The 17382-nt window shown below is 62.9% G+C and carries 19 protein-coding genes; 12 read left to right on the top strand and 7 right to left on the bottom strand.

Annotated features, from left to right (window positions below; all coding sequences use genetic code 11):
• Positions 1-3: 3 nt before the first annotated feature.
• From CK228_RS26455 to coaD, 3 genes are read right to left on the bottom strand one after another with little or no spacing between them, the layout of a single operon-like run.
• Complete coding sequence (locus CK228_RS26455; RefSeq protein WP_095775391.1) at positions 4-516, bottom strand: peptidylprolyl isomerase; 513 nt, start codon at positions 514-516, stop codon at positions 4-6.
• 28 nt (positions 517-544) lie between these two features.
• The gene (locus tag CK228_RS26450; RefSeq protein WP_095789706.1) at positions 545-1132 is read right to left on the bottom strand and encodes a peptidylprolyl isomerase; all 588 of its coding nucleotides are present in this window, start codon (positions 1130-1132) and stop codon (positions 545-547) included.
• Between the two features lie 17 nt (positions 1133-1149).
• Positions 1150-1650 (bottom strand): pantetheine-phosphate adenylyltransferase, encoded by a 501-nt coding sequence (gene coaD / locus CK228_RS26445; RefSeq protein WP_095775389.1) that lies wholly within the window; start codon positions 1648-1650, stop codon positions 1150-1152.
• Between the two features lie 195 nt (positions 1651-1845).
• On the opposite strand from coaD, the gene CK228_RS26440 reads away from it, so the two are divergent.
• Complete coding sequence (locus tag CK228_RS26440) at positions 1846-1998, top strand: hypothetical protein (protein WP_019858284.1); 153 nt, start codon at positions 1846-1848, stop codon at positions 1996-1998.
• Between the two features lie 67 nt (positions 1999-2065).
• Here the strand turns inward: CK228_RS26440 and gyrA are convergent, their stop codons facing one another.
• Entirely contained in the window at positions 2066-4867 is a 2802-nt protein-coding gene (gene gyrA, locus CK228_RS26435) for a DNA gyrase subunit A (RefSeq protein WP_095775388.1), read from the bottom strand.
• Between the two features lie 210 nt (positions 4868-5077).
• Here gyrA and CK228_RS26430 point away from each other — a divergent pair, with 210 nt between their 5' ends.
• Positions 5078-6781: a SulP family inorganic anion transporter gene (locus tag CK228_RS26430; RefSeq protein ID WP_095789742.1), complete on the top strand. Its 1704-nt coding sequence runs from the start codon at positions 5078-5080 to the stop codon at positions 6779-6781.
• The gene (locus CK228_RS26425; protein ID WP_095789705.1) at positions 6778-7401 is read left to right on the top strand and encodes a ParB-like protein; all 624 of its coding nucleotides are present in this window, start codon (positions 6778-6780) and stop codon (positions 7399-7401) included. The genes CK228_RS26430 and CK228_RS26425 overlap by 4 nt, the downstream gene beginning before the upstream one ends.
• Here the strand turns inward: CK228_RS26425 and CK228_RS26420 are convergent.
• Positions 7365-8249: an AraC family transcriptional regulator gene (locus CK228_RS26420; protein WP_245438116.1), complete on the bottom strand. Its 885-nt coding sequence runs from the start codon at positions 8247-8249 to the stop codon at positions 7365-7367. The two genes, CK228_RS26425 and CK228_RS26420, sit on opposite strands and share 37 nt — an antisense overlap.
• Positions 8250-8334: 85 nt before the next feature.
• On the opposite strand from CK228_RS26420, the gene CK228_RS26415 reads away from it, so the two are divergent.
• The 3 genes from CK228_RS26415 (at position 8335) to CK228_RS26405 (ending at position 10006) form a co-directional block, all read left to right on the top strand.
• Positions 8335-8865: a hypothetical protein gene (locus CK228_RS26415; protein ID WP_095789704.1), complete on the top strand. Its 531-nt coding sequence runs from the start codon at positions 8335-8337 to the stop codon at positions 8863-8865.
• A gap of 32 nt (positions 8866-8897) precedes the next feature.
• Positions 8898-9275, top strand: a complete 378-nt coding sequence (locus tag CK228_RS26410; protein WP_095789741.1) for a VOC family protein — start codon at positions 8898-8900, stop codon at positions 9273-9275.
• Positions 9276-9376: 101 nt separating this feature from the next.
• Complete coding sequence (locus CK228_RS26405) at positions 9377-10006, top strand: MarC family protein (protein ID WP_095775385.1); 630 nt, start codon at positions 9377-9379, stop codon at positions 10004-10006.
• Between the two features lie 90 nt (positions 10007-10096).
• Here the strand turns inward: CK228_RS26405 and CK228_RS26400 are convergent, their stop codons facing one another.
• Positions 10097-10522 (bottom strand): OsmC family protein, encoded by a 426-nt coding sequence (locus tag CK228_RS26400; protein WP_095789703.1) that lies wholly within the window; start codon positions 10520-10522, stop codon positions 10097-10099.
• 129 nt (positions 10523-10651) lie between these two features.
• Positions 10652-11170 carry a single-stranded DNA-binding protein gene (locus CK228_RS26395; protein ID WP_064985641.1) on the bottom strand — a complete coding sequence of 173 codons (519 nt, stop codon included), beginning with the start codon at positions 11168-11170 and terminating at the stop codon, positions 10652-10654.
• 226 nt (positions 11171-11396) lie between these two features.
• Between CK228_RS26395 and CK228_RS26390 the strand changes: the two genes are divergently transcribed.
• From CK228_RS26390 to CK228_RS26365, 6 genes are all read left to right on the top strand, one after another.
• Entirely contained in the window at positions 11397-11711 is a 315-nt protein-coding gene (locus CK228_RS26390) for a metalloregulator ArsR/SmtB family transcription factor (protein WP_010909628.1), read from the top strand.
• A gap of 14 nt (positions 11712-11725) precedes the next feature.
• Positions 11726-12196 (top strand): SRPBCC domain-containing protein, encoded by a 471-nt coding sequence (locus CK228_RS26385; protein ID WP_245438115.1) that lies wholly within the window; start codon positions 11726-11728, stop codon positions 12194-12196.
• Between the two features lie 22 nt (positions 12197-12218).
• Positions 12219-12824, top strand: coding sequence for an ATP-dependent Clp protease proteolytic subunit (locus tag CK228_RS26380; protein ID WP_095775382.1), 606 nt, complete (start codon positions 12219-12221; stop codon positions 12822-12824).
• A gap of 82 nt (positions 12825-12906) precedes the next feature.
• Entirely contained in the window at positions 12907-13206 is a 300-nt protein-coding gene (locus CK228_RS26375; RefSeq protein WP_095789701.1) for a hypothetical protein, read from the top strand.
• A 701-nt stretch (positions 13207-13907) separates the two neighbouring features.
• Positions 13908-16829 carry an excinuclease ABC subunit UvrA gene (gene uvrA, locus CK228_RS26370; protein ID WP_095789700.1) on the top strand — a complete coding sequence of 974 codons (2922 nt, stop codon included), beginning with the start codon at positions 13908-13910 and terminating at the stop codon, positions 16827-16829.
• A gap of 34 nt (positions 16830-16863) precedes the next feature.
• The gene (locus CK228_RS26365; protein WP_095789699.1) at positions 16864-17334 is read left to right on the top strand and encodes a GNAT family N-acetyltransferase; all 471 of its coding nucleotides are present in this window, start codon (positions 16864-16866) and stop codon (positions 17332-17334) included.
• Positions 17335-17382 lie beyond the last annotated feature (48 nt).

The following is a 17382-nucleotide window of genomic DNA, read 5'->3' as shown; positions in this document are numbered from 1 at the left end:
GCCTTACTTGACGTCGGCCGCGACCTTCAACGTCACGATCTTGTCGGGATCGACCACCGGTTCGCCGCGCTTGATCTTGTCGACATTGTCCATGCCTTCGATGACCTGACCCCAGACCGTGTACTGGCGGTTGAGGAAGGCGGCATCGTCGAAGCAGATGAAGAACTGCGAATTGGCCGAGTTCGGATTTTGTGAACGGGCCATCGAGCAGGTGCCGCGGCCATGGTTGGCGTTGGAGAACTCAGCCTTAAGGTCCGGCTTGTCCGAGCCGCCCATGCCCGCGCGCGACGGCGCGAAGGTGGGTTTCGAGGAATTGCCGAACTTCACGTCGCCGGTCTGCGCCATGAAGCCGTCGATGACGCGGTGGAAGACCACGCCGTCATAGGCGCCTTCCCTGGCCAGTTCCTTGATGCGGGCGACATGGCCGGGGGCCAGATCGGGGAAAAGTTCGATCACGACCTTACCCTTGGTCGTTTCCATGATGAGCGCGTTCTCGCGGTCCTTGATTTCGGCCATGTCAGATATCCTTTTGAGAAAACAGAAATTACTTGTCGGCGGCGATGCGCACCTTGATCATCCGGTCGGGGTCGGAGACCGTACCATTGTCCGCCTCGTCACCCTTCTTGATGTGGTCCACCAGCTCCATGCCGCCGACGACATTGCCGACGATGGTGTACTGGCCGTCGAGCGGCGGCGCCGGCGCGAACATGATGAAGAATTGCGAATTGGCGGAGTTCGGATCTTGCGAGCGGGCCATGCCGACCACGCCGCGCTTATAGTGCTCGGTCTGCGAGAATTCGGCCGGCAGGTCAGGCAGGTCCGAACCGCCCGTGCCGACGGCCTGGGAGTTGAATCCCTTCTTCATGTTGCCGAACTTGACGTCGCCGGTCTGCGCCATGAAGCCGTCGATGACGCGGTGGAAAGCGACGTTGTCATAGGCATGGTCACGCACGAGCTTCTTGATCTGCGCGACATGCTTGGGCGCCAGATCGGGCCGCAACGCGATGGTCACGTCGCCGTCCTTCAGCGTGATGATCATGGTGTTTTCGGGATCGGCGGCATAGGCCGAGACCGAGGCGGTCACAAGACCGGCAAGCACGACGAGGAACGAGGCGAGCCTTTTGAGCTGCATGAGGATTTTCTCCGGGCTTATTTCGCGAATTTTGCGGTGAGCGCGCCAGCAACAGCTGCCGGCACGAAGGCGCGGATGTCGCCGCCCATCGAGGCTATCTGGCGTACAAGTGTGGCGGTAATGGTGCGCACGGACGGGCTGGCGGGCAGAAAAACCGTCTGCAGCTCGGGCGCCATGGTTTCGTTCATGCCGGCCATCTGCATTTCGTAATCGAGATCGGTGCCGTCGCGCAGGCCGCGGATCATGATCGAGGCGCCCTGCTTCCTGGCGGCATCGATCACCAGCCCGTCGAAGGCAACGACCTTGATGCGAGCGCCGTCGCGGCCGAATTCGGCCTTCGTGGCGGCTTCGATGAGTTGCACCCGCTCCTCGAAGGAAAACAACGGCTTCTTGCCCGGATGAATGCCGATCGCGGCATAGACGATGTCGGCCACCGCCAGCGACGCTTTCAGCACATCGAGATGGCCGTTGGTCAGCGGGTCGAAGGAGCCGGCGTAAAGGGCGATGCGTTCAGTCATGGCAGGTGCTTCTAGCGAGCCTCTCTCGCAAAGGCAAATCCGATCGGCGCGCGAGCCCATGAACCTTTTCCGGCACATGAACGACAGATGAACACGCTGATCACGAAGCCTTCACGCAGCGTTCACTAGGTTGCACCTTAATAAGATGAAACCAAAATCCCATCTATCCGTTGTAAGGCGCAGGAGAACACGCAAATGCTGATCTACATGCTCGCCACCGCAATGACAGTCGCCATGCTGATCGCCACCGTATTCGGGCTGCATCAGGAGGCGCAACGCATTCGCGTCAAGGCAACCACCAAGCGCTTCGAAGGTTTCGGCCCCCGCAAGCCGTATCGTCACTACTAAGCCGTCTGGACTTGCTGCCGCGCCGGCCGCTGGGCCGGCGTTGCTATGTCAAAAGCAGGCCCAGGATTTACTCGCCGCTGTCCGGACCGGCATCAGCCTCTGGAGCAGACCCAGCGCCGCCCTCGATGATCTCTTCGCTTTCCTCGTCCGATTGCGGCTCGGAAATCCGCTCGACCGAAACCACCTTCTCACCCTCGGCGGTATTGAAGATGGTCACGCCCTTGGTGGCGCGGCTGGCGAAACGGATGCCATTGACCGGCACCCGGATAACCGTGCCGCCATCCGACACCAGCATGATCTGATCATCGTTGCCGACCGGGAAGGTCGCCACCAGCCGGCCGATTTCAGCCGTCTTCGACACGTCGGTGGCGCGGATGCCCTTGCCGCCGCGGCCAGTCAGGCGGAAATCGTAGGACGACGAACGCTTGCCGTAGCCATATTCGGTCACCGTCAGCACATACTGCTCATGCGCCTTGAGGAACTCATAGCGTTCGTCTGAAAGCTCGGCCTCCTCGCCGATCTCCTCATTGGTCAGCGCAATCTCTTCCTCCTCGCCGCTGGCGCCAGCGGCAAGGCGGCGCTCGGCCGCTGCGCGCTTGAGATATGCGGCACGCTCTGCCGGCGACGCGTCCACATTCTCGATCACCGACATCGAGATGATGCGGTCCGTCTCGGCCATGGTGATGCCGCGCACGCCGACCGAGTTGCGGCTCTGGAAGACGCGCACGTCGCCGACGGAGAAGCGGATGCACTGGCCGGAACTGGCGGTCAAAAGCACGTCGTCATTGTCGGTGCAGGTTTCGACGCCGAGTATCTCGTCGCCCTCCTCCTCCAGCTTCATGGCGATCTTGCCGTTGCGGTTGACCTGCACGAAATCGGACAGCTTGTTGCGGCGCACGGTGCCGCGCGTGGTGGCGAACATCACGTCGAGTTCGCCCCAGCTGGTCTCGTCCTCGGGCAGCGGCATGATGGTGGTGATGCGCTCGCCCTGCTCGAGCGGCAGCATGTTGATCAGTGCCTTGCCGCGTGACTGCGGGTTGCCGATCGGCAGCCGCCAGACCTTTTCCTTGTAGACGATGCCGCGTGAAGAGAAGAACAGCACCGGCGTGTGCGTGTTGGCCACGAACAGCCGGGTGACGAAATCCTCTTCCTTGGTCGACATGCCCGAGCGGCCCTTGCCGCCGCGGCGCTGCGCCCGGTAGAGCGAAAGCGGCACGCGCTTGATGTAGCCGGAATGGCTCACCGTCACGACCATGTCCTCGCGCTGAATCAGGTCCTCGTCTTCCATGTCCGCGCCGCCGTCGGTGAGTTCGGTGCGGCGTGGCGTGCCGAACTCGTCGCGCACGGCCGCAAGCTCGTCCTTGACGATCTGCTGGACACGCGCCCGGGACGACAAAATGTCCAGATAATCAACGATTTCGGCGCCGATCGTGTTCAACTCGTCGGCGATCTCGTCGCGGCCGAGCGCGGTCAGCCGCTGCAGGCGCAGTTCGAGGATGGCGCGGGCCTGTTCCTCGGACAGATTGTAGGTGCCGTCCTCGTTGATGCGATGGCGCGGATCGTCGATCAAAAGGATCAGCGACTCGACATCACCCGCGGGCCAACGCCGTTCCATCAACTGCTCGCGCGCCGTCTGCGGATCCGGCGCGGTGCGGATCAGCTTGATGACCTCGTCGATATTGGCGACGGCGATGGCAAGGCCGACCAACACATGGGCGCGGTCGCGCGCCTTGCGCAGCAAGAATTTCGTCCGTCTTGTGATGACCTCTTCGCGGAAGGAGACGAACGCCTTCAGCATGTCGGTCAGCGTCAGCAGTTCTGGCTTGCCGCCATTCAGCGCCACCATATTGGCGCCGAACGAGGTCTGCAGCGGCGTGAAGCGGTAAAGCTGGTTGAGGATGACGTCGGCGACGGCGTCGCGCTTCAGCTCGATGACGACGCGATAACCCTGGCGGTCGCTTTCATCGCGGATGTCGGAAATGCCTTCGATGCGCTTGTCGCGCACCAGCTCGGCCATCTTCTCGATCATCGAGGCCTTGTTCACCTGGTAGGGAACCTCGGTGATGATGATCGATTCACGGTCATTGCCGCGCTGTTCGATGTTGACCTTGCCGCGCATGACGATCGAGCCACGGCCCGTCGAATAGGCGCTGTAGATGCCGGAGCGGCCAAGCACGATGCCGCCGGTCGGGAAATCGGGCCCAGGAATGATCTCCATCAGCGCCGGCAGGTCGATCGCCGGATTGTCGATGATGGCGATGGCACCGTTGCAGACTTCGCCCAGATTGTGCGGCGGGATGTTGGTGGCCATGCCGACGGCGATGCCGCCGGAGCCGTTGACCAGCAGATTGGGAAAGCGCGCCGGCAGAACCTTCGGTTCGGTGTCCGAGGCATCATAAGTCTCCTGGAAATCGACGGTGTCCTTGTCGATGTCCTCCAGCAGCTCATGCGCGACCTTGGTCAGCCGCGATTCGGTGTAGCGCATCGCCGCCGGCGGGTCGCCGTCGATCGAGCCGAAATTGCCCTGCCCGTCGATCAGCGGCACGCGCAGCGACCAGTCCTGCGCCATGCGCACCAAGGCGTCATAGATCGAGGCGTCGCCATGCGGATGGTATTTACCCATCACGTCGGCGACCGGGCGGGCCGACTTCACATATTTGCGGTTCCAGTGGTAGCCGCTCTCATGTGCCGCATAGAGAATGCGGCGATGCACGGGCTTCAGGCCGTCGCGCACATCCGGCAGCGCACGGCTGACGATCACGCTCATGGCGTAAGAAAGATAGGAGCTCTGCATCTCCTCGATGATGGAGATCGGCTCGATGCCGGTGGGGCCGCCGTCGGCGCCGCGCGGTGTCTTTTGGTCGGTCAAATCGGATCACAATCTAATCAGGAATCACTGACCGCTTATATAGGAAGCAAGGCCGAAACTCCAATGTTCGCGGCACTTTTCCAGTGTCATTTTTGGTGGTAATTTCAAAAGGATACCGCTGATTGCGACGATATGGCCATGACGCTTTTCGCCGCCACAAGGCAAAAGCCGGCAATGGACCAACTTTCCCAAGCGAAAGCCGCAAGCGCCATGAATTGGCGCCGGCGGCTGCCTTTGCAGGCGCTGAGCGGCTGGCAGTTCCGGGATCTCAATGGTGATCTGATCGCCGGCCTGACATTGGCCGCGATCGCCATTCCCGAGCAGATGGCAACGGCCCGGCTCGGAGGTTTTGCTCCCGAGATTGGTTTTTTCGCTTTTGTCGCAGGTTCGGTGGCGTTTGCCCTGTTCGGCGCCAATCGTCACCTCTCGGTTGGCGCGGATTCGACCATCACGCCGCTGTTCGCCGGCAGCCTGGCGCTGCTCGCCACATCCGGCTCGCCGCATTATCTGGCACTGGCAGCCATGCTGGCGTTGATGGTCGGGCTGATCGTAACCTTGAGCGGCGTCTTTCGCCTCGGCTGGATCGCCGATCTCCTGTCCGTGCCGGTCACCACAGGGTTTCTGGCGGGCATCGCCGTCCATATCATCGTCTCGCAGATGCCGGGGCTGCTTGGCCTGCCGGCCGAGAGTGGAGAAACGTTGCGGCGTATCGGCGAGATCGGCGGCAATCTCCATCTCACCAATCCCTGGAGCCTAGGGCTCGGCCTCGGCGTGTTCGCCATCGTGTTCTGTTCGGAACGGATCAGCGCCCGCATCCCCGGCGCCTTGATCGGCATGGTGCTTGCCACGCTTGCGGTCGTCGTCTTCGGCCTCGGGGATCGCGGCGTCGAGGTGCTAGGCGCCTTGCCAAACGGCCTGCCGCGAGCCGACCTGCCGGAGGCCAGCCTCGACGATATCCAGGCGCTGGTGCCACTGGCGCTGCTGATCGCCATTGTCGTCATGGTGCAGACGGCCGCCACCTCGCGGTCCTTTGCCTCGCAGCAGGACGACGCACCCGACGTCAACCGCGATTTCATCGGCGTCGGCGCCGGCGGCATTTTGTCGGGCCTGTTCGGCGCCTTTGCCGTCAATGCCAGCCCGCCGCGCACGGCCATCGTCGCCCAGTCGGGTGGCCGCTCGCAACTGTCCGGCCTCATTGCCGCGGCCATCGTGCTGGCGCTCGGTGCCTTTGGCGGCGGTCTGCTCGCCAATGTTCCGCACGCCGCCCTTGCCGGCGTCCTGATGTTCGTTGCCCAGCACATATTGCGCTGGAAGGTGTTCGCCAGCGTCTATCGGCAGGCGCCGGTCGAATTCGTGTTGATCCTGGTCACCATGGCGGCAATCGTGGTGTTGCCGATCGCAACCGGCGTGGCGGTGGGCATCGGCCTGTCGCTGCTGCATGGCATATGGAGCGCGACGCGCACGGAGCCGATCGAACTCGAACAGGTGCCGGGCACGTCCGTCTGGTGGCCTCCGGCCAAGCCCAGCGCTGGCGAACAACTCCCGGGCGTGCTGGTCGCGGCCTTCCAGGCGCCACTGTCCTTCGTCAATGCCGATCGCTTCAAGCGCGGCGTTTGCGACCTTGTCGATGCCAGGGACGAAGCCGTGAAACTGGTCGTGCTGGAGGCCAGCAACATCGTCGAGATCGACTACACCGCCGCGCAGGCCCTGATTGACACCATCCTTCATTGCCGCAAGGCGGGCGCGGTCTTTGCCATAGCGCGGCTGGAATCGCTGCGCGCCCAGGCAGCGCTGGCGCGGTTCGGCATTGCTGAAATGGTCGGCCCGCAGCGCATATTCCACAGCGTCGACGCGGCGATCAAATCACTTGGTCCGGGAAAACAGCAGCAGCAAGGACAGGATGGAGTGTCATGATCGACCCGCGAGAACCAATTGTGACGCCGGTTCCCGTCGAGGAACTGAGGCCGACGCAGATAACGGTCGGCATGAGAGAAGTTGCGTTGAAGCGCCAGATGATCCGGGAGCAGGACGCCAAGAAGAAGACCGGCGCTTTTCTCGGCAAACACATGGTGCCGGTCGTATTGGGTCCCAAAAATCGCAACTACGTCACCGATCACCATCACCTCGCCCGCGCCCTGCTCGAGGAAGGCGTCAAGGACGTGCTTGTGGCCGTGATTAGCGACCTGTCCGCGCTCGACAAGGACACGTTTCTTTTCGTGCTCGATAACAGAGGCTGGATGCACCCGTTCGATGAGAGCGGCCGGCGCCGCGATTACTCGGCCATTCCGAAGACAATCGGCGAGCTGATCGACGATCCTTACCGGAGCATGGCGGGCGAACTGCGCCGGATGGGCGGCTTTGCCAAGGACACGACGCCGTTCAGCGAATTCATCTGGGCGGATTTCCTTCGTCGGCGCATCGATCGCAACGCGGTTGCGAAGAACTTCGACAAGGCGATGAAAGAGGCACTTAGCCTGGCCAAGGGCAAGGACGCGGACTATCTGCCGGGCTGGTGCGGCCCGACCTCGGATTGAGCCTGCTTCGGCCGAGGCGCGATGCCGTTTGACTGACGGGCTCGATAATCGCTTGGCGTCTCGCCCATGATGCGTCGAAACCGGCGATTGAACGTCGACAGGTCGTTGAAGCCGGCGTCGAAGGCGATCGCCGAGATCGCATCATCCGACAGGCGCAGTCGCAATGCCGCACGGTGGAGACGGATCTTGAGCAGGAACTGGTAGGGCGTCATGCCGGCAACCTGCCGGAAAATACGCAGGAAATGATACGGGCTGGTCGCCGTCTCTTCCGCCAGCGCAGACAGCGAAACCGGCCCGTCGGCATCCAGTTCGATCCGCCGCACGGCTTCGGCCACCCGTTTCTGATCGCGACGGCTTGGTCCGCGCCTGATGGACGTAGCGCCGGAAATCGTGGCCACAGCCGCAGCAGCGATGCGCACACCGAGTTCCTCGAATGCCTCGCTGTCGCCCGTCTCCCGCGCGGCTTCCGCCTCGGCCAGCAGCGGCGCCAAGGCCGGCAAAGGCGGCAGGCGCGGCGCATCGAAGGTAAGCGTGCTCGCGCCCGGCAAACCGGCGACAATCCGTTCCATGTAGGCAGGCTTGAAATGGAACGAGAGACAGCGGTCGCCGCTGCCGTGTTCGTGTCCGCATTCATAGCATGTGCCGGAATTGCCGAGCAGCAGCGCGCCTGGCGCCAGCATGGCGGTGCCTTGCTGCGCGCGGTAGCGGAACGTGCCGCCGGTGACCGCTGCAACACAGAAATCCTGATGGGCTTCCTCGAACGGCCGGTCGCCCGCGCCGGCCGTGCAGATCACATCCGCCACGTGCCAGCCGGGTCCGGATGCGAGAGTGCGGGTCGTCGCTGTCATGGCCGAAATATAGCAATTTTTCCCAAGCCCAGAACCCCGTCAGCGCCTATTCCTCCCGGTCTCCTGACAGAAAGAGGCCGCAGCCATGTTCGACCCCTTTGCCGAAGCCCTGCACAGTCCCGGACCAATCGACGGGCTCGCCGAAGAACTGAACCTTTATGGCCGCTTCGTCGGCGCCTGGACTTTCGATGCCTCACGCCACCTCGAGGATGGCACCGTGCTGACCGGACGTGGCGAGGTGCATTTCGGCTGGGTGCTCGAAGGCCGCGCCATCCAGGACGTCTGGATCCTGCCCGCGCGGAACACCGGTTCCCAGCCTTCCCTGGGCAAGTGGACGTTCTACGGCACGACGCTGCGGGTCCATGATCCCGGCGCAGACGCCTGGCACATTTTCTGGAGCGATCCGCGCAATCAGTATTTCAGCCGCCAGCTCGGCCGGGCCGAGGGCGACGCGATCGTGCAGGTCGGCGCCGACGGCACCGGTTCCTCGGTGCGCTGGAGCTTTTCGCGGATCACCGAAAATTCCTTCCGCTGGCGCGGCGAGCGCTCGCACGACAATGGCGCGACATGGCGGCTGGAGGTTGAGTTCCTGGCGCGGCGCGTCGCAACAGCCTGAACCAGCAACACTTTGTAACAATGGAGAAAACGATGTTCGATCATATCTCGATCGGTGTTCGCGACGCCAACACCTCCAAGCGCTTCTATGACGCAGCGCTGAAGCCGCTCGGCTACACCTGCCTCAGCCAGTCACCGGGTTCGCTCGGCTATGGCGCCGAAAGCGTCGCGCTATGGGTCAACGAGGCAGCGCGGCCGGTTCCGGCGAACGAAAAATCAGGCCTGCATTTCTGCTTCGCCGCGCCGACACGCGACAGCGTCGATGCCTTCCATGCCGCTGCCTTGCGCGAAGACGGCAGCGACAATGGCGCGCCGGGCCCGCGCGCCGACTACGGCGACAATTATTACGCCGCCTTTGTTATCGACCCGGATGGTTATCGCCTCGAGGCCTATTGCGGCGCTGCCGGCTGACCCGTCGAGAGCCGTGGTTTCGCGGTCCTGACAGTTTCCACCGACCAGGCTTTGCTCTACCAATGGCATGGTACGGGCTCGGCCCGGCGGGAGGGTCAGCGATGCCGAGTTTCGACAGCCTGTTCAATGCCTTCGTCACCATTCTCGTGACCATCGATCCGCCCGGCCTGGCGCCACTGTTCCTCGCCGTGACGCGCGGCATGAACCGCGAGGAGCGCCAGCAGGTGTCGGTCCGCGCCTCGGTCATCGGCTTCCTGGTGATGGCGCTGTTCGCGGTGGCCGGCGCCTCGATCCTGTCGGTGTTCGGCATCACGCTGCCGGCCTTCCGCGTCGCCGGCGGTTTCCTGCTGTTCTTCATCGCCTTCGAGATGGTCTTCGAGCGGCGACAGGACCGCAAGGAGAAGATCGGCGACGTCGCCATCACCAAGGACATGATCCACAACATCGCCGCCTTCCCGCTGGCGATCCCGCTGATCGCCGGCCCCGGCGCGATTTCGGCGACGGTGCTGCTCTCCGGCTCGTTTCAGGGCTTTGCCGCGCAGGCAGCACTTGTCGGCATCATCCTCGTCTGCCTCGCCATCACCTATCTGGTGTTCGTGCTGTCGGAACGCATCGACCGCATCCTCGGCCAGACCGGCCGCTCGATCCTGACCCGCCTGCTCGGCGTCATCCTGGCCGCACTGGCCGTGCAATTCGTGGCCGACGGCATCAAGGCGCTGATGGCGGGGTGAACGGCAGTCCCTACTGCCCTACTGCCCTACTGCCCTACTGCCCTACTGCCCTACTGCCCTACTGCCCTACTGCCCTACTGCCCTACTGCCCTACTTTGCGGTGGTGTCGACGACTTCGAAATCATGCGTGATCGTGGCCGTCTTGGCCATCATGGCGGAGGCCGAGCAGTATTTTTCGATCGAAAGATTGATCGCCCGCTGAACCTTGTCGGGCGACAGCGCGCGGCCCTTGACGATGAAATGCATGTGGATGCGGGTGAACACCTTCGGGTCGGTCTCGGCGCGATCGGCGTCGAGTTCGACGACGCAGTCCTCAACCGCCTCGCGACCCTTTTCCAGTATATGCACGACATCATAGGCCGAGCAGCCGCCGGTGCCGATCAGCACCAGTTCCATCGGGCTCGGGCCCGGCGTCTTGCCTTCAGGGCCGGGTGCCGTTCCCAGCACCAGCTTGTGGCCGCTGCCGGACTCGCCGACGAAGGTGCGCTCTTCGACCCATTTTATCCGTGCCTTCACCGCTTTGTCCTTTCAGTCCTTTGGCCGCGCCTGCTATCAGGCCAAATCAACAATGCAAAACCCCGAAAGTCCATGCAGGACCCTCGGGGCATCGATCACGCGACGTCAGCCGTCTGATGTTGCTTTCGATCAGAACGGGATCTCGTCGTCCAGTTCGCGCGACGAACCGCCGCCACCGCCGCCCCTGGGGGCGCCGCCGCCACGGTTGAAGCTTTCGTTCGGGCTGGACTGGCCGAAATCGGAACCGCGGCTGCTGCCGCCGCCGGAATAACCGCCGACCTGGCCGCCCTCACCCTGGCGCCCGTCGAGCATCTGCAGTTCCCCACGGAATCGCTGCAGCACGACTTCCGTCGTGTACTTGTCGGCGCCGGTCTGGTCCTGCCATTTGCGCGTCTGCAGCTGGCCCTCGACATAGACCTTCATGCCCTTCTTCAGATACTGCTCGGCCACCTTGGCGATGCCCTCATTGAAGATGACGACATTGTGCCACTCGGTCTTTTCCTTGCGCTCGCCGGAATTCTTGTCGCGCCAGCTTTCCGACGTGGCGATACGGATGTTGACGACCGGCTCGCCAGAGTTCAGGCGGCGGATTTCAGGGTCCGCGCCGAGATTGCCGACCAGAATGACCTTATTGACGCTACCCGCCATGATTTTTCTCCGCGCTCATCCGAAACAAATTTTTGTCGCAGCACCTTACAGGCTGCGGACGTCAGCCGCCTGCTAAGGCTGGCTTTTCCCACAAGGTTTTTGTTCCCTTTTCGTTCCTATATGCACTGCCGCTGATTGTCAAGGAATGGCAACAGTGCCTGAGCCTGACATATGGGTTTCAAAACAGCGCTTGCCAAATCAATAAGTATCGACTTATGCTTTTGTCATGATCGAAGCAGAGATTTTCCGCGCTTTGGCTGACCCGACGCGCCGCGCCGTCTTCGAGCGCCTCGCCGCAGCTGAAATGAGCGTGTCCGAATTGCGCAGCGGCCTGACGGTGTCGCAGCCGGCAGTGTCGCAGCATCTGGCGGTGCTGCGCGGCGCCGGCCTCGTGGTCGAGCGGCGGGCCGGACGCAACGCCTACTATCGTGCCGATCCGCAGGGGCTCGCCCCCTTGCTCTCCTGGATCGAACGCTACCGGACCTTCTGGCCGGAGCGCATCGAAAGGCTCAAGACGGTTTTGAAGGACATGGATCAATGAAGGATTTGGGATCGATGAACGCCAAGACCCAGGGCGAAGCCTCCCCGGATGTGCTCGAGTTCGAATACGACCTTGCCGAACCGCCGGAAAAAGTGTGGCGGGCGCTGACCGTGCCGGAATTGCTCGCCGCATGGATGATGCCGAACGACATCAGGCCGGAAATCGGCAATCGTTTTGCCTTCGCCGGGACCGAAGCTGCCATCGAATGCGAAATCCTCGACGCCGAGCCGGAGCGCCTGCTGCGCTATTCCTGGCGAGAGCAGCCGGGCGACGCCGGGGATCCGCTCGACAGTGTCGTTACCTTCACACTCGCCCGCACCGTTTCCGGCGGCACGCATCTGCGCATCGTCCATGACGGTTTTGCAGGGAAAGCGATGCCCGCCGTCGCCACGGCGGGCGCCGGCTGCCGGCTCTCGCTTGGATTGGACGGGCGCGCAAAGCCTGTCGCCGCGAACATACCGAACACCCTGCTGCTTGCAGCCTGAACACGGAAATCGGAGAGGAAAAATGAGCGGTCTTGCCAGTCTGGTGCCGATGGTGATCGAGCAATCGAGCCGCGGCGAACGCGCCTTCGACATTTTCTCGCGGCTGCTGCGCGAGCGGATCATCTTCATCAATGGCGAGATCAACGACGACGTCTCGGCGCTGGTCTGCGCGCAGCTTTTGTCATTGGAGTCGGACAATCCCGACAAGGAGATATCGCTCTACATCAACTCGCCGGGCGGCGTGGTGACCAGCGGGTTCGCCATCTACGACACGATGCAGTATGTCAGTTGCCCGGTATCGACCGTGTGCATGGGGTTTGCCGCCTCGATGGGTTCGTTCCTGCTGATGGCGGGCACGCCGGGGCGCCGCATCGCGCTGCCCAACGCCACCATTCTGCTGCATCAGCCGCTGGGCGGCTTCCAGGGCCAGGCTTCCGACATCCAGCGCCATGCCGAGCGGATCGGCAAGACCAAACGCCATATGGCCGAACTCTACGCCCAGCATTGCGGCCGCAGCTATGAGGAGGTCGAACGCACGCTCGACCGCGACCATTTCATGACCGCCCGCGAGGCCCAGGCATGGGGCATTGTCGACCATGTCTTCGACACGCGCAAAAAGGCGGCGTGAACCAGCTCGGATTTCTGCCCGCTGTCGATGATTTGACGACACCGCTCTGGTTCCGGGAGCGGCTGGTCCCTATAATCCCGGGATGATCGACACTCATTCGCCCAGGACGTCGCATCGCCTCATGGTCGCAGCGGTGCTCACTTTTGCCAGCCTTGCGAGCGGTATGGCCCTCGCCGGCGACAGCGCACCGCAGGCACAGAAACGCGCACTGCCCGGTGTGAACGGTGATTATCGCATCGCCAAGCCGGGTCCCCGGCCGGAACCCGACGATGCGTTCCCCAGCAACGGCAACGGCACGTTCAAAATCGGCGATACCGATGTCAGGATTTCCGGCACCATCACGGTCGATATGGCCACGGGCGGGTTTAAGCCGCCGAGGTGAGCAGCCCTCCGCTGGGGCCGGTGCAGCCATGTCGTCAAAAGAACAGCCCCGCCGTGCCCTAGGCAAACGGACGGGGCTTTTCTGGATCTCAAATCCAAATTTTGCCGGGAGTGTACTGCCGGCGTTTGATTTCGGATGCTACGCGGCGTCAGCCGACGATCCGACTAGCGGTCTCTGATTTTGGGGATACGGCAAGTCACGGTTTGTCGGGTGGCGCAAACGCTAAACCCTGACACTTATGCCTGCCGCGGCTCCAACGAGGTGTGGAGCCCTTGGGGACTGTCCGGTGGCGTCATGCTCCGCTCCTGTGTCCGTTGCGACATTGTCGTAGCGAAGCGCAAATCGCAAATGCCTGCGGCGTCTCGCAGGCCGCCTTGGGGCGGCGAGGCCATCGAAAGACGGCCGGCTTCGCTGACCCCGGGAGACTGCCCCCGTGAGCCGGCCACGTCAACCTTCAATAGCCGGTTACGGAAAATTGTGATCGCCGGGAGGTTACGTACAGGTCAGGTTTCTACACAGCTTTGTCAGGAGCGTGTTCGGCCTTTGTTCTTTCTGCTTGCCCCTTCGCGAGAAAGACGGTTAAACGACTTCTGTCGGGAATTGTGGCGTCTCTCGACGTGGCGGCAAAAACACCTACATAGGGGATGGCTGGGACAATCCCGCCAATCCCACGAATTCCAGATCTGAGGCGGCGACCGGCGATGGCCGACCATAAATTCCTTTCCATTCGCGGGGCGCGCGAACACAATCTGAAGAATGTCGATCTCGACCTGCCGCGTGACAGCCTGATCGTCATGACCGGCCTGTCTGGTTCCGGCAAATCGTCGCTGGCCTTCGACACCATCTATGCCGAAGGCCAGCGCCGCTATGTCGAGAGCCTGTCGGCCTATGCCCGGCAATTCCTCGAGATGATGCAGAAGCCCGACGTCGACCAGATCGACGGCCTGTCGCCTGCCATCTCGATCGAGCAGAAGACTACCTCGAAGAACCCGCGCTCGACGGTCGGCACCGTCACCGAGATCTACGACTATATGCGCCTGCTGTTCGCGCGTGTCGGCGTACCTTATTCGCCGGCCACCGGCCTGCCGATCGAGAGCCAGACGGTCAGCCAGATGGTCGACCGGGTGCTGGCGCTGGAGGAAGGCACGCGCCTGTTCCTGCTGGCGCCGATCGTGCGCGGCCGCAAGGGCGAGTACCGCAAGGAACTGCTGGAGCTGCAGAAGAAGGGTTTTCAGCGCGTCAAGGTCGACGGTGTCTTCTATGAGATATCCGATGTTCCGACGCTCGATAAGAAATACAAGCACGACATCGACGTCGTCGTCGACCGTATCGTCGTACGCGGCGATCTGGCCACGCGTCTTGCCGACTCCATCGAGACGGCGCTGAAGCTCGCCGAGGGGCTGGCGGTGGCCGAGTTCGCCGACAGGCCGCTCGATTCCAGCCAGACCGGCGAGGATTCGGTCAACAAATCGAAGAACGAGACGCATGAGCGCATCCTGTTCTCGGAAAAATTCGCCTGCCCAGTGTCCGGCTTCACCATTCCCGAAATCGAGCCGCGGCTGTTCTCGTTCAACAACCCGTTCGGCGCCTGCCCGACCTGCGACGGTCTCGGCAGCCAGCGCGCCATCGACCCCAATCTCGTCGTGCCCGACGAAAACGTGTCGCTGCGCGACGGCGCCGTCAGCCCATGGGCGAAGTCGACCTCGCCCTATTACGTGCAGACGCTCGAGGCCTTAGGCAAGGCCTACGGCTTCAAGCTCGGCGACAAGTTCAAGGATTTGAGCGGCGAGGCCCAGGACGCGATCCTGCGCGGCACCGGCGAGCGTGAAGTCACCTTCCAGTATGATGACGGCCTGCGCTCCTACAAGACGACCAAGACCTTCGAAGGCGTCATCCCCAATCTCGAACGGCGCTGGAAGGAAACCGAATCCGCCTGGATGCGCGAGGAGATCGAGCGCTTCATGTCGGCGACGCCCTGCCCCGTCTGCAAAGGTTATCGGCTGAAGCCGGAAGCGCTGGCGGTTAAGATCGGCGGCAAGCACATCGGCGAAGTCACGGAACAGTCGATCCGCAACGCCGACAAATGGTTCACCGACCTGCCTGCGCAGCTCAACGACAAGCAGAACGAGATCGCTGTGCGCGTGCTGAAGGAAATCCGCGAGCGGCTGCGCTTCCTCAACGATGTCGGGCTCGATTATCTGACATTGTCGCGCAATTCGGGCACGCTGTCGGGCGGCGAGAGCCAGCGCATCCGCTTAGCGTCGCAGATCGGCTCGGGGCTCACCGGCGTGCTTTACGTGCTGGACGAGCCGTCGATCGGCCTGCACCAGCGCGACAACACGCGCCTGCTCGATACGCTCAAGCACCTTCGCGACATCGGCAACACTGTCATCGTCGTCGAACATGACGAGGATGCCATCCTGCATGCCGACTATGTCGTCGACATGGGTCCGGCCGCCGGCATCCATGGCGGCGAGATCATCGCCCAGGGCACGCCGCAGCAAGTGATGGCCAATCCCAACTCGATCACCGGCAAATACCTGTCGGGCGCGCTTGAAGTAGCCACCCCCGGGGTCCGGCGCGAGGCGAAAAAGAACCGGCGCCTGAAAATCGTCGGCGCGCGCGGCAACAATCTGAAGAACGTCACTGCCGAAATCCCGCTCGGCACCTTCACCGCCGTCACCGGCGTATCGGGCGGCGGCAAGTCGACCTTCCTGATCGAGACGCTGTTCAAGGCAGCCTCGCGCCGCATCATGGGCTCGCGCGAGCATCCGGCCGAGCATGACCGCATCGAGGGCCTGGAATTCCTCGACAAGGTCATCGACATCGACCAGTCGCCCATTGGACGGACCCCGCGTTCGAACCCCGCCACCTATACCGGCGCCTTCACGCCGATCCGCGACTGGTTCGCCGGCCTGCCCGAGGCCAAGGCGCGCGGCTACCAGCCGGGACGCTTCTCGTTCAACGTCAAGGGTGGCCGCTGCGAGGCCTGCCAGGGCGACGGCGTCATCAAGATCGAGATGCACTTTTTGCCTGACGTCTACGTCACCTGCGACGTCTGCCACGGCAAGCGCTACAACAGGGAGACGCTCGACGTCCTGTTCAAGGGCAAGTCGATCGCCGACGTGCTCGACATGACCGTCGAGGAAGGCGTCGACTTCTTCGCCGCCGTGCCGGGCGTGCGCGACAAGCTCGATACGCTGAAGCAGGTCGGCCTCGGCTACATCCATATCGGCCAGCAGGCGACGACGTTGTCCGGCGGCGAGGCGCAGCGCATCAAGCTCGCCAAGGAACTGTCGCGCAAGGCGACAGGCAAGACGCTCTACATTCTCGACGAGCCGACCACCGGCCTGCATTTCCACGACGTCGCCAAACTCTTGGAAGTGCTGCACGAGCTGGTTGACCAGGGCAACACGGTGGTGGTCATCGAGCACAATCTCGAAGTGATCAAAACCGCCGACTGGGTGCTCGACCTCGGCCCCGAAGGCGGCGACGGCGGCGGCGAACTGGTTGCCCAGGGCACACCGGAAGCGATCGTGCGCGAGAAGCGCAGCTACACCGGGCAGTTCCTCAAAGAACTGCTGGAGCGGCGCCCCGGAGGCAAGCGCGAAGCGGCGGAGTGATCAGCGGACCGGTTGGCGCCTGGAGAGTGTTTGGATGACAATCAGAAGAGCGCTTGCCGGTGATATCCAAACAGTCGTTTCGCTGACGCAAGCCGCCTACGCCCCCTACAACGCCATGCTCGACGCGCCGCCGATCCCGGTGACCGAAGACTACGCGCCGCGCATCGCGAACGCCGAGGTCTGGCTGCTGGAGAGCGACGGCGAACCTGCCGGAGTGCTCACACTGGAGCGGCATGCGGATCACGCCATGATCTTCTCCATCGCGGTGTCGCCCGCCTTCCAGGGCAAGGGGTTCGGTATCGCATTGCTAAAACACGCCGACGAGCAGACGCGCCAGTGGCGCCTGCCGGAGATACGGCTCTACACCAATGCGAAAATGGAGCGGAACATCGCGCTCTATCTCGCTTACGGCTATCGCGAAACGGGTCGCCGGCCCAACCCCTACCGGCCAGGATGGGTGCTTGTCGACATGGCAAAGCCGGTCGACGAGACCACGACGGCCTGATTTTCTGAACGCGGCCAGACTTCTGAATTTGGCCGGACACCGCACTCG

Source organism: Mesorhizobium sp. WSM4312 (assembly GCF_002294875.1).
Classification (GTDB): Bacteria; Pseudomonadota; Alphaproteobacteria; order Rhizobiales; family Rhizobiaceae; genus Mesorhizobium.
This window is presented reverse-complemented; position numbering and strand designations above follow the sequence as displayed.

Excerpts from the sequence above, each read along its gene's own strand:
- CK228_RS26455 (WP_095775391.1), bottom strand. The coding sequence starts at position 516 with ATGGCCGAAATCAAGGACCGCGAGAACGCGCTCATCATGGAAACGACC.
- CK228_RS26450 (WP_095789706.1), bottom strand. The coding sequence starts at position 1,132 with ATGCAGCTCAAAAGGCTCGCCTCGTTCCTCGTCGTGCTTGCCGGTCTT.
- coaD (WP_095775389.1), bottom strand. The coding sequence starts at position 1,650 with ATGACTGAACGCATCGCCCTTTACGCCGGCTCCTTCGACCCGCTGACC.
- CK228_RS26440 (WP_019858284.1), top strand. The coding sequence starts at position 1,846 with ATGCTGATCTACATGCTCGCCACCGCAATGACAGTCGCCATGCTGATC.
- CK228_RS26430 (WP_095789742.1), top strand. The coding sequence starts at position 5,078 with ATGAATTGGCGCCGGCGGCTGCCTTTGCAGGCGCTGAGCGGCTGGCAG.
- CK228_RS26425 (WP_095789705.1), top strand. The coding sequence starts at position 6,778 with ATGATCGACCCGCGAGAACCAATTGTGACGCCGGTTCCCGTCGAGGAA.
- CK228_RS26420 (WP_245438116.1), bottom strand. The coding sequence starts at position 8,249 with ATGACAGCGACGACCCGCACTCTCGCATCCGGACCCGGCTGGCACGTG.
- CK228_RS26415 (WP_095789704.1), top strand. The coding sequence starts at position 8,335 with ATGTTCGACCCCTTTGCCGAAGCCCTGCACAGTCCCGGACCAATCGAC.
- CK228_RS26410 (WP_095789741.1), top strand. The coding sequence starts at position 8,898 with ATGTTCGATCATATCTCGATCGGTGTTCGCGACGCCAACACCTCCAAG.
- CK228_RS26405 (WP_095775385.1), top strand. The coding sequence starts at position 9,377 with ATGCCGAGTTTCGACAGCCTGTTCAATGCCTTCGTCACCATTCTCGTG.
- CK228_RS26395 (WP_064985641.1), bottom strand. The coding sequence starts at position 11,170 with ATGGCGGGTAGCGTCAATAAGGTCATTCTGGTCGGCAATCTCGGCGCG.
- CK228_RS26390 (WP_010909628.1), top strand. The coding sequence starts at position 11,397 with ATGATCGAAGCAGAGATTTTCCGCGCTTTGGCTGACCCGACGCGCCGC.
- CK228_RS26385 (WP_245438115.1), top strand. The coding sequence starts at position 11,726 with ATGAACGCCAAGACCCAGGGCGAAGCCTCCCCGGATGTGCTCGAGTTC.
- CK228_RS26380 (WP_095775382.1), top strand. The coding sequence starts at position 12,219 with ATGAGCGGTCTTGCCAGTCTGGTGCCGATGGTGATCGAGCAATCGAGC.
- CK228_RS26375 (WP_095789701.1), top strand. The coding sequence starts at position 12,907 with ATGATCGACACTCATTCGCCCAGGACGTCGCATCGCCTCATGGTCGCA.
- uvrA (WP_095789700.1), top strand. The coding sequence starts at position 13,908 with ATGGCCGACCATAAATTCCTTTCCATTCGCGGGGCGCGCGAACACAAT.
- CK228_RS26365 (WP_095789699.1), top strand. The coding sequence starts at position 16,864 with ATGACAATCAGAAGAGCGCTTGCCGGTGATATCCAAACAGTCGTTTCG.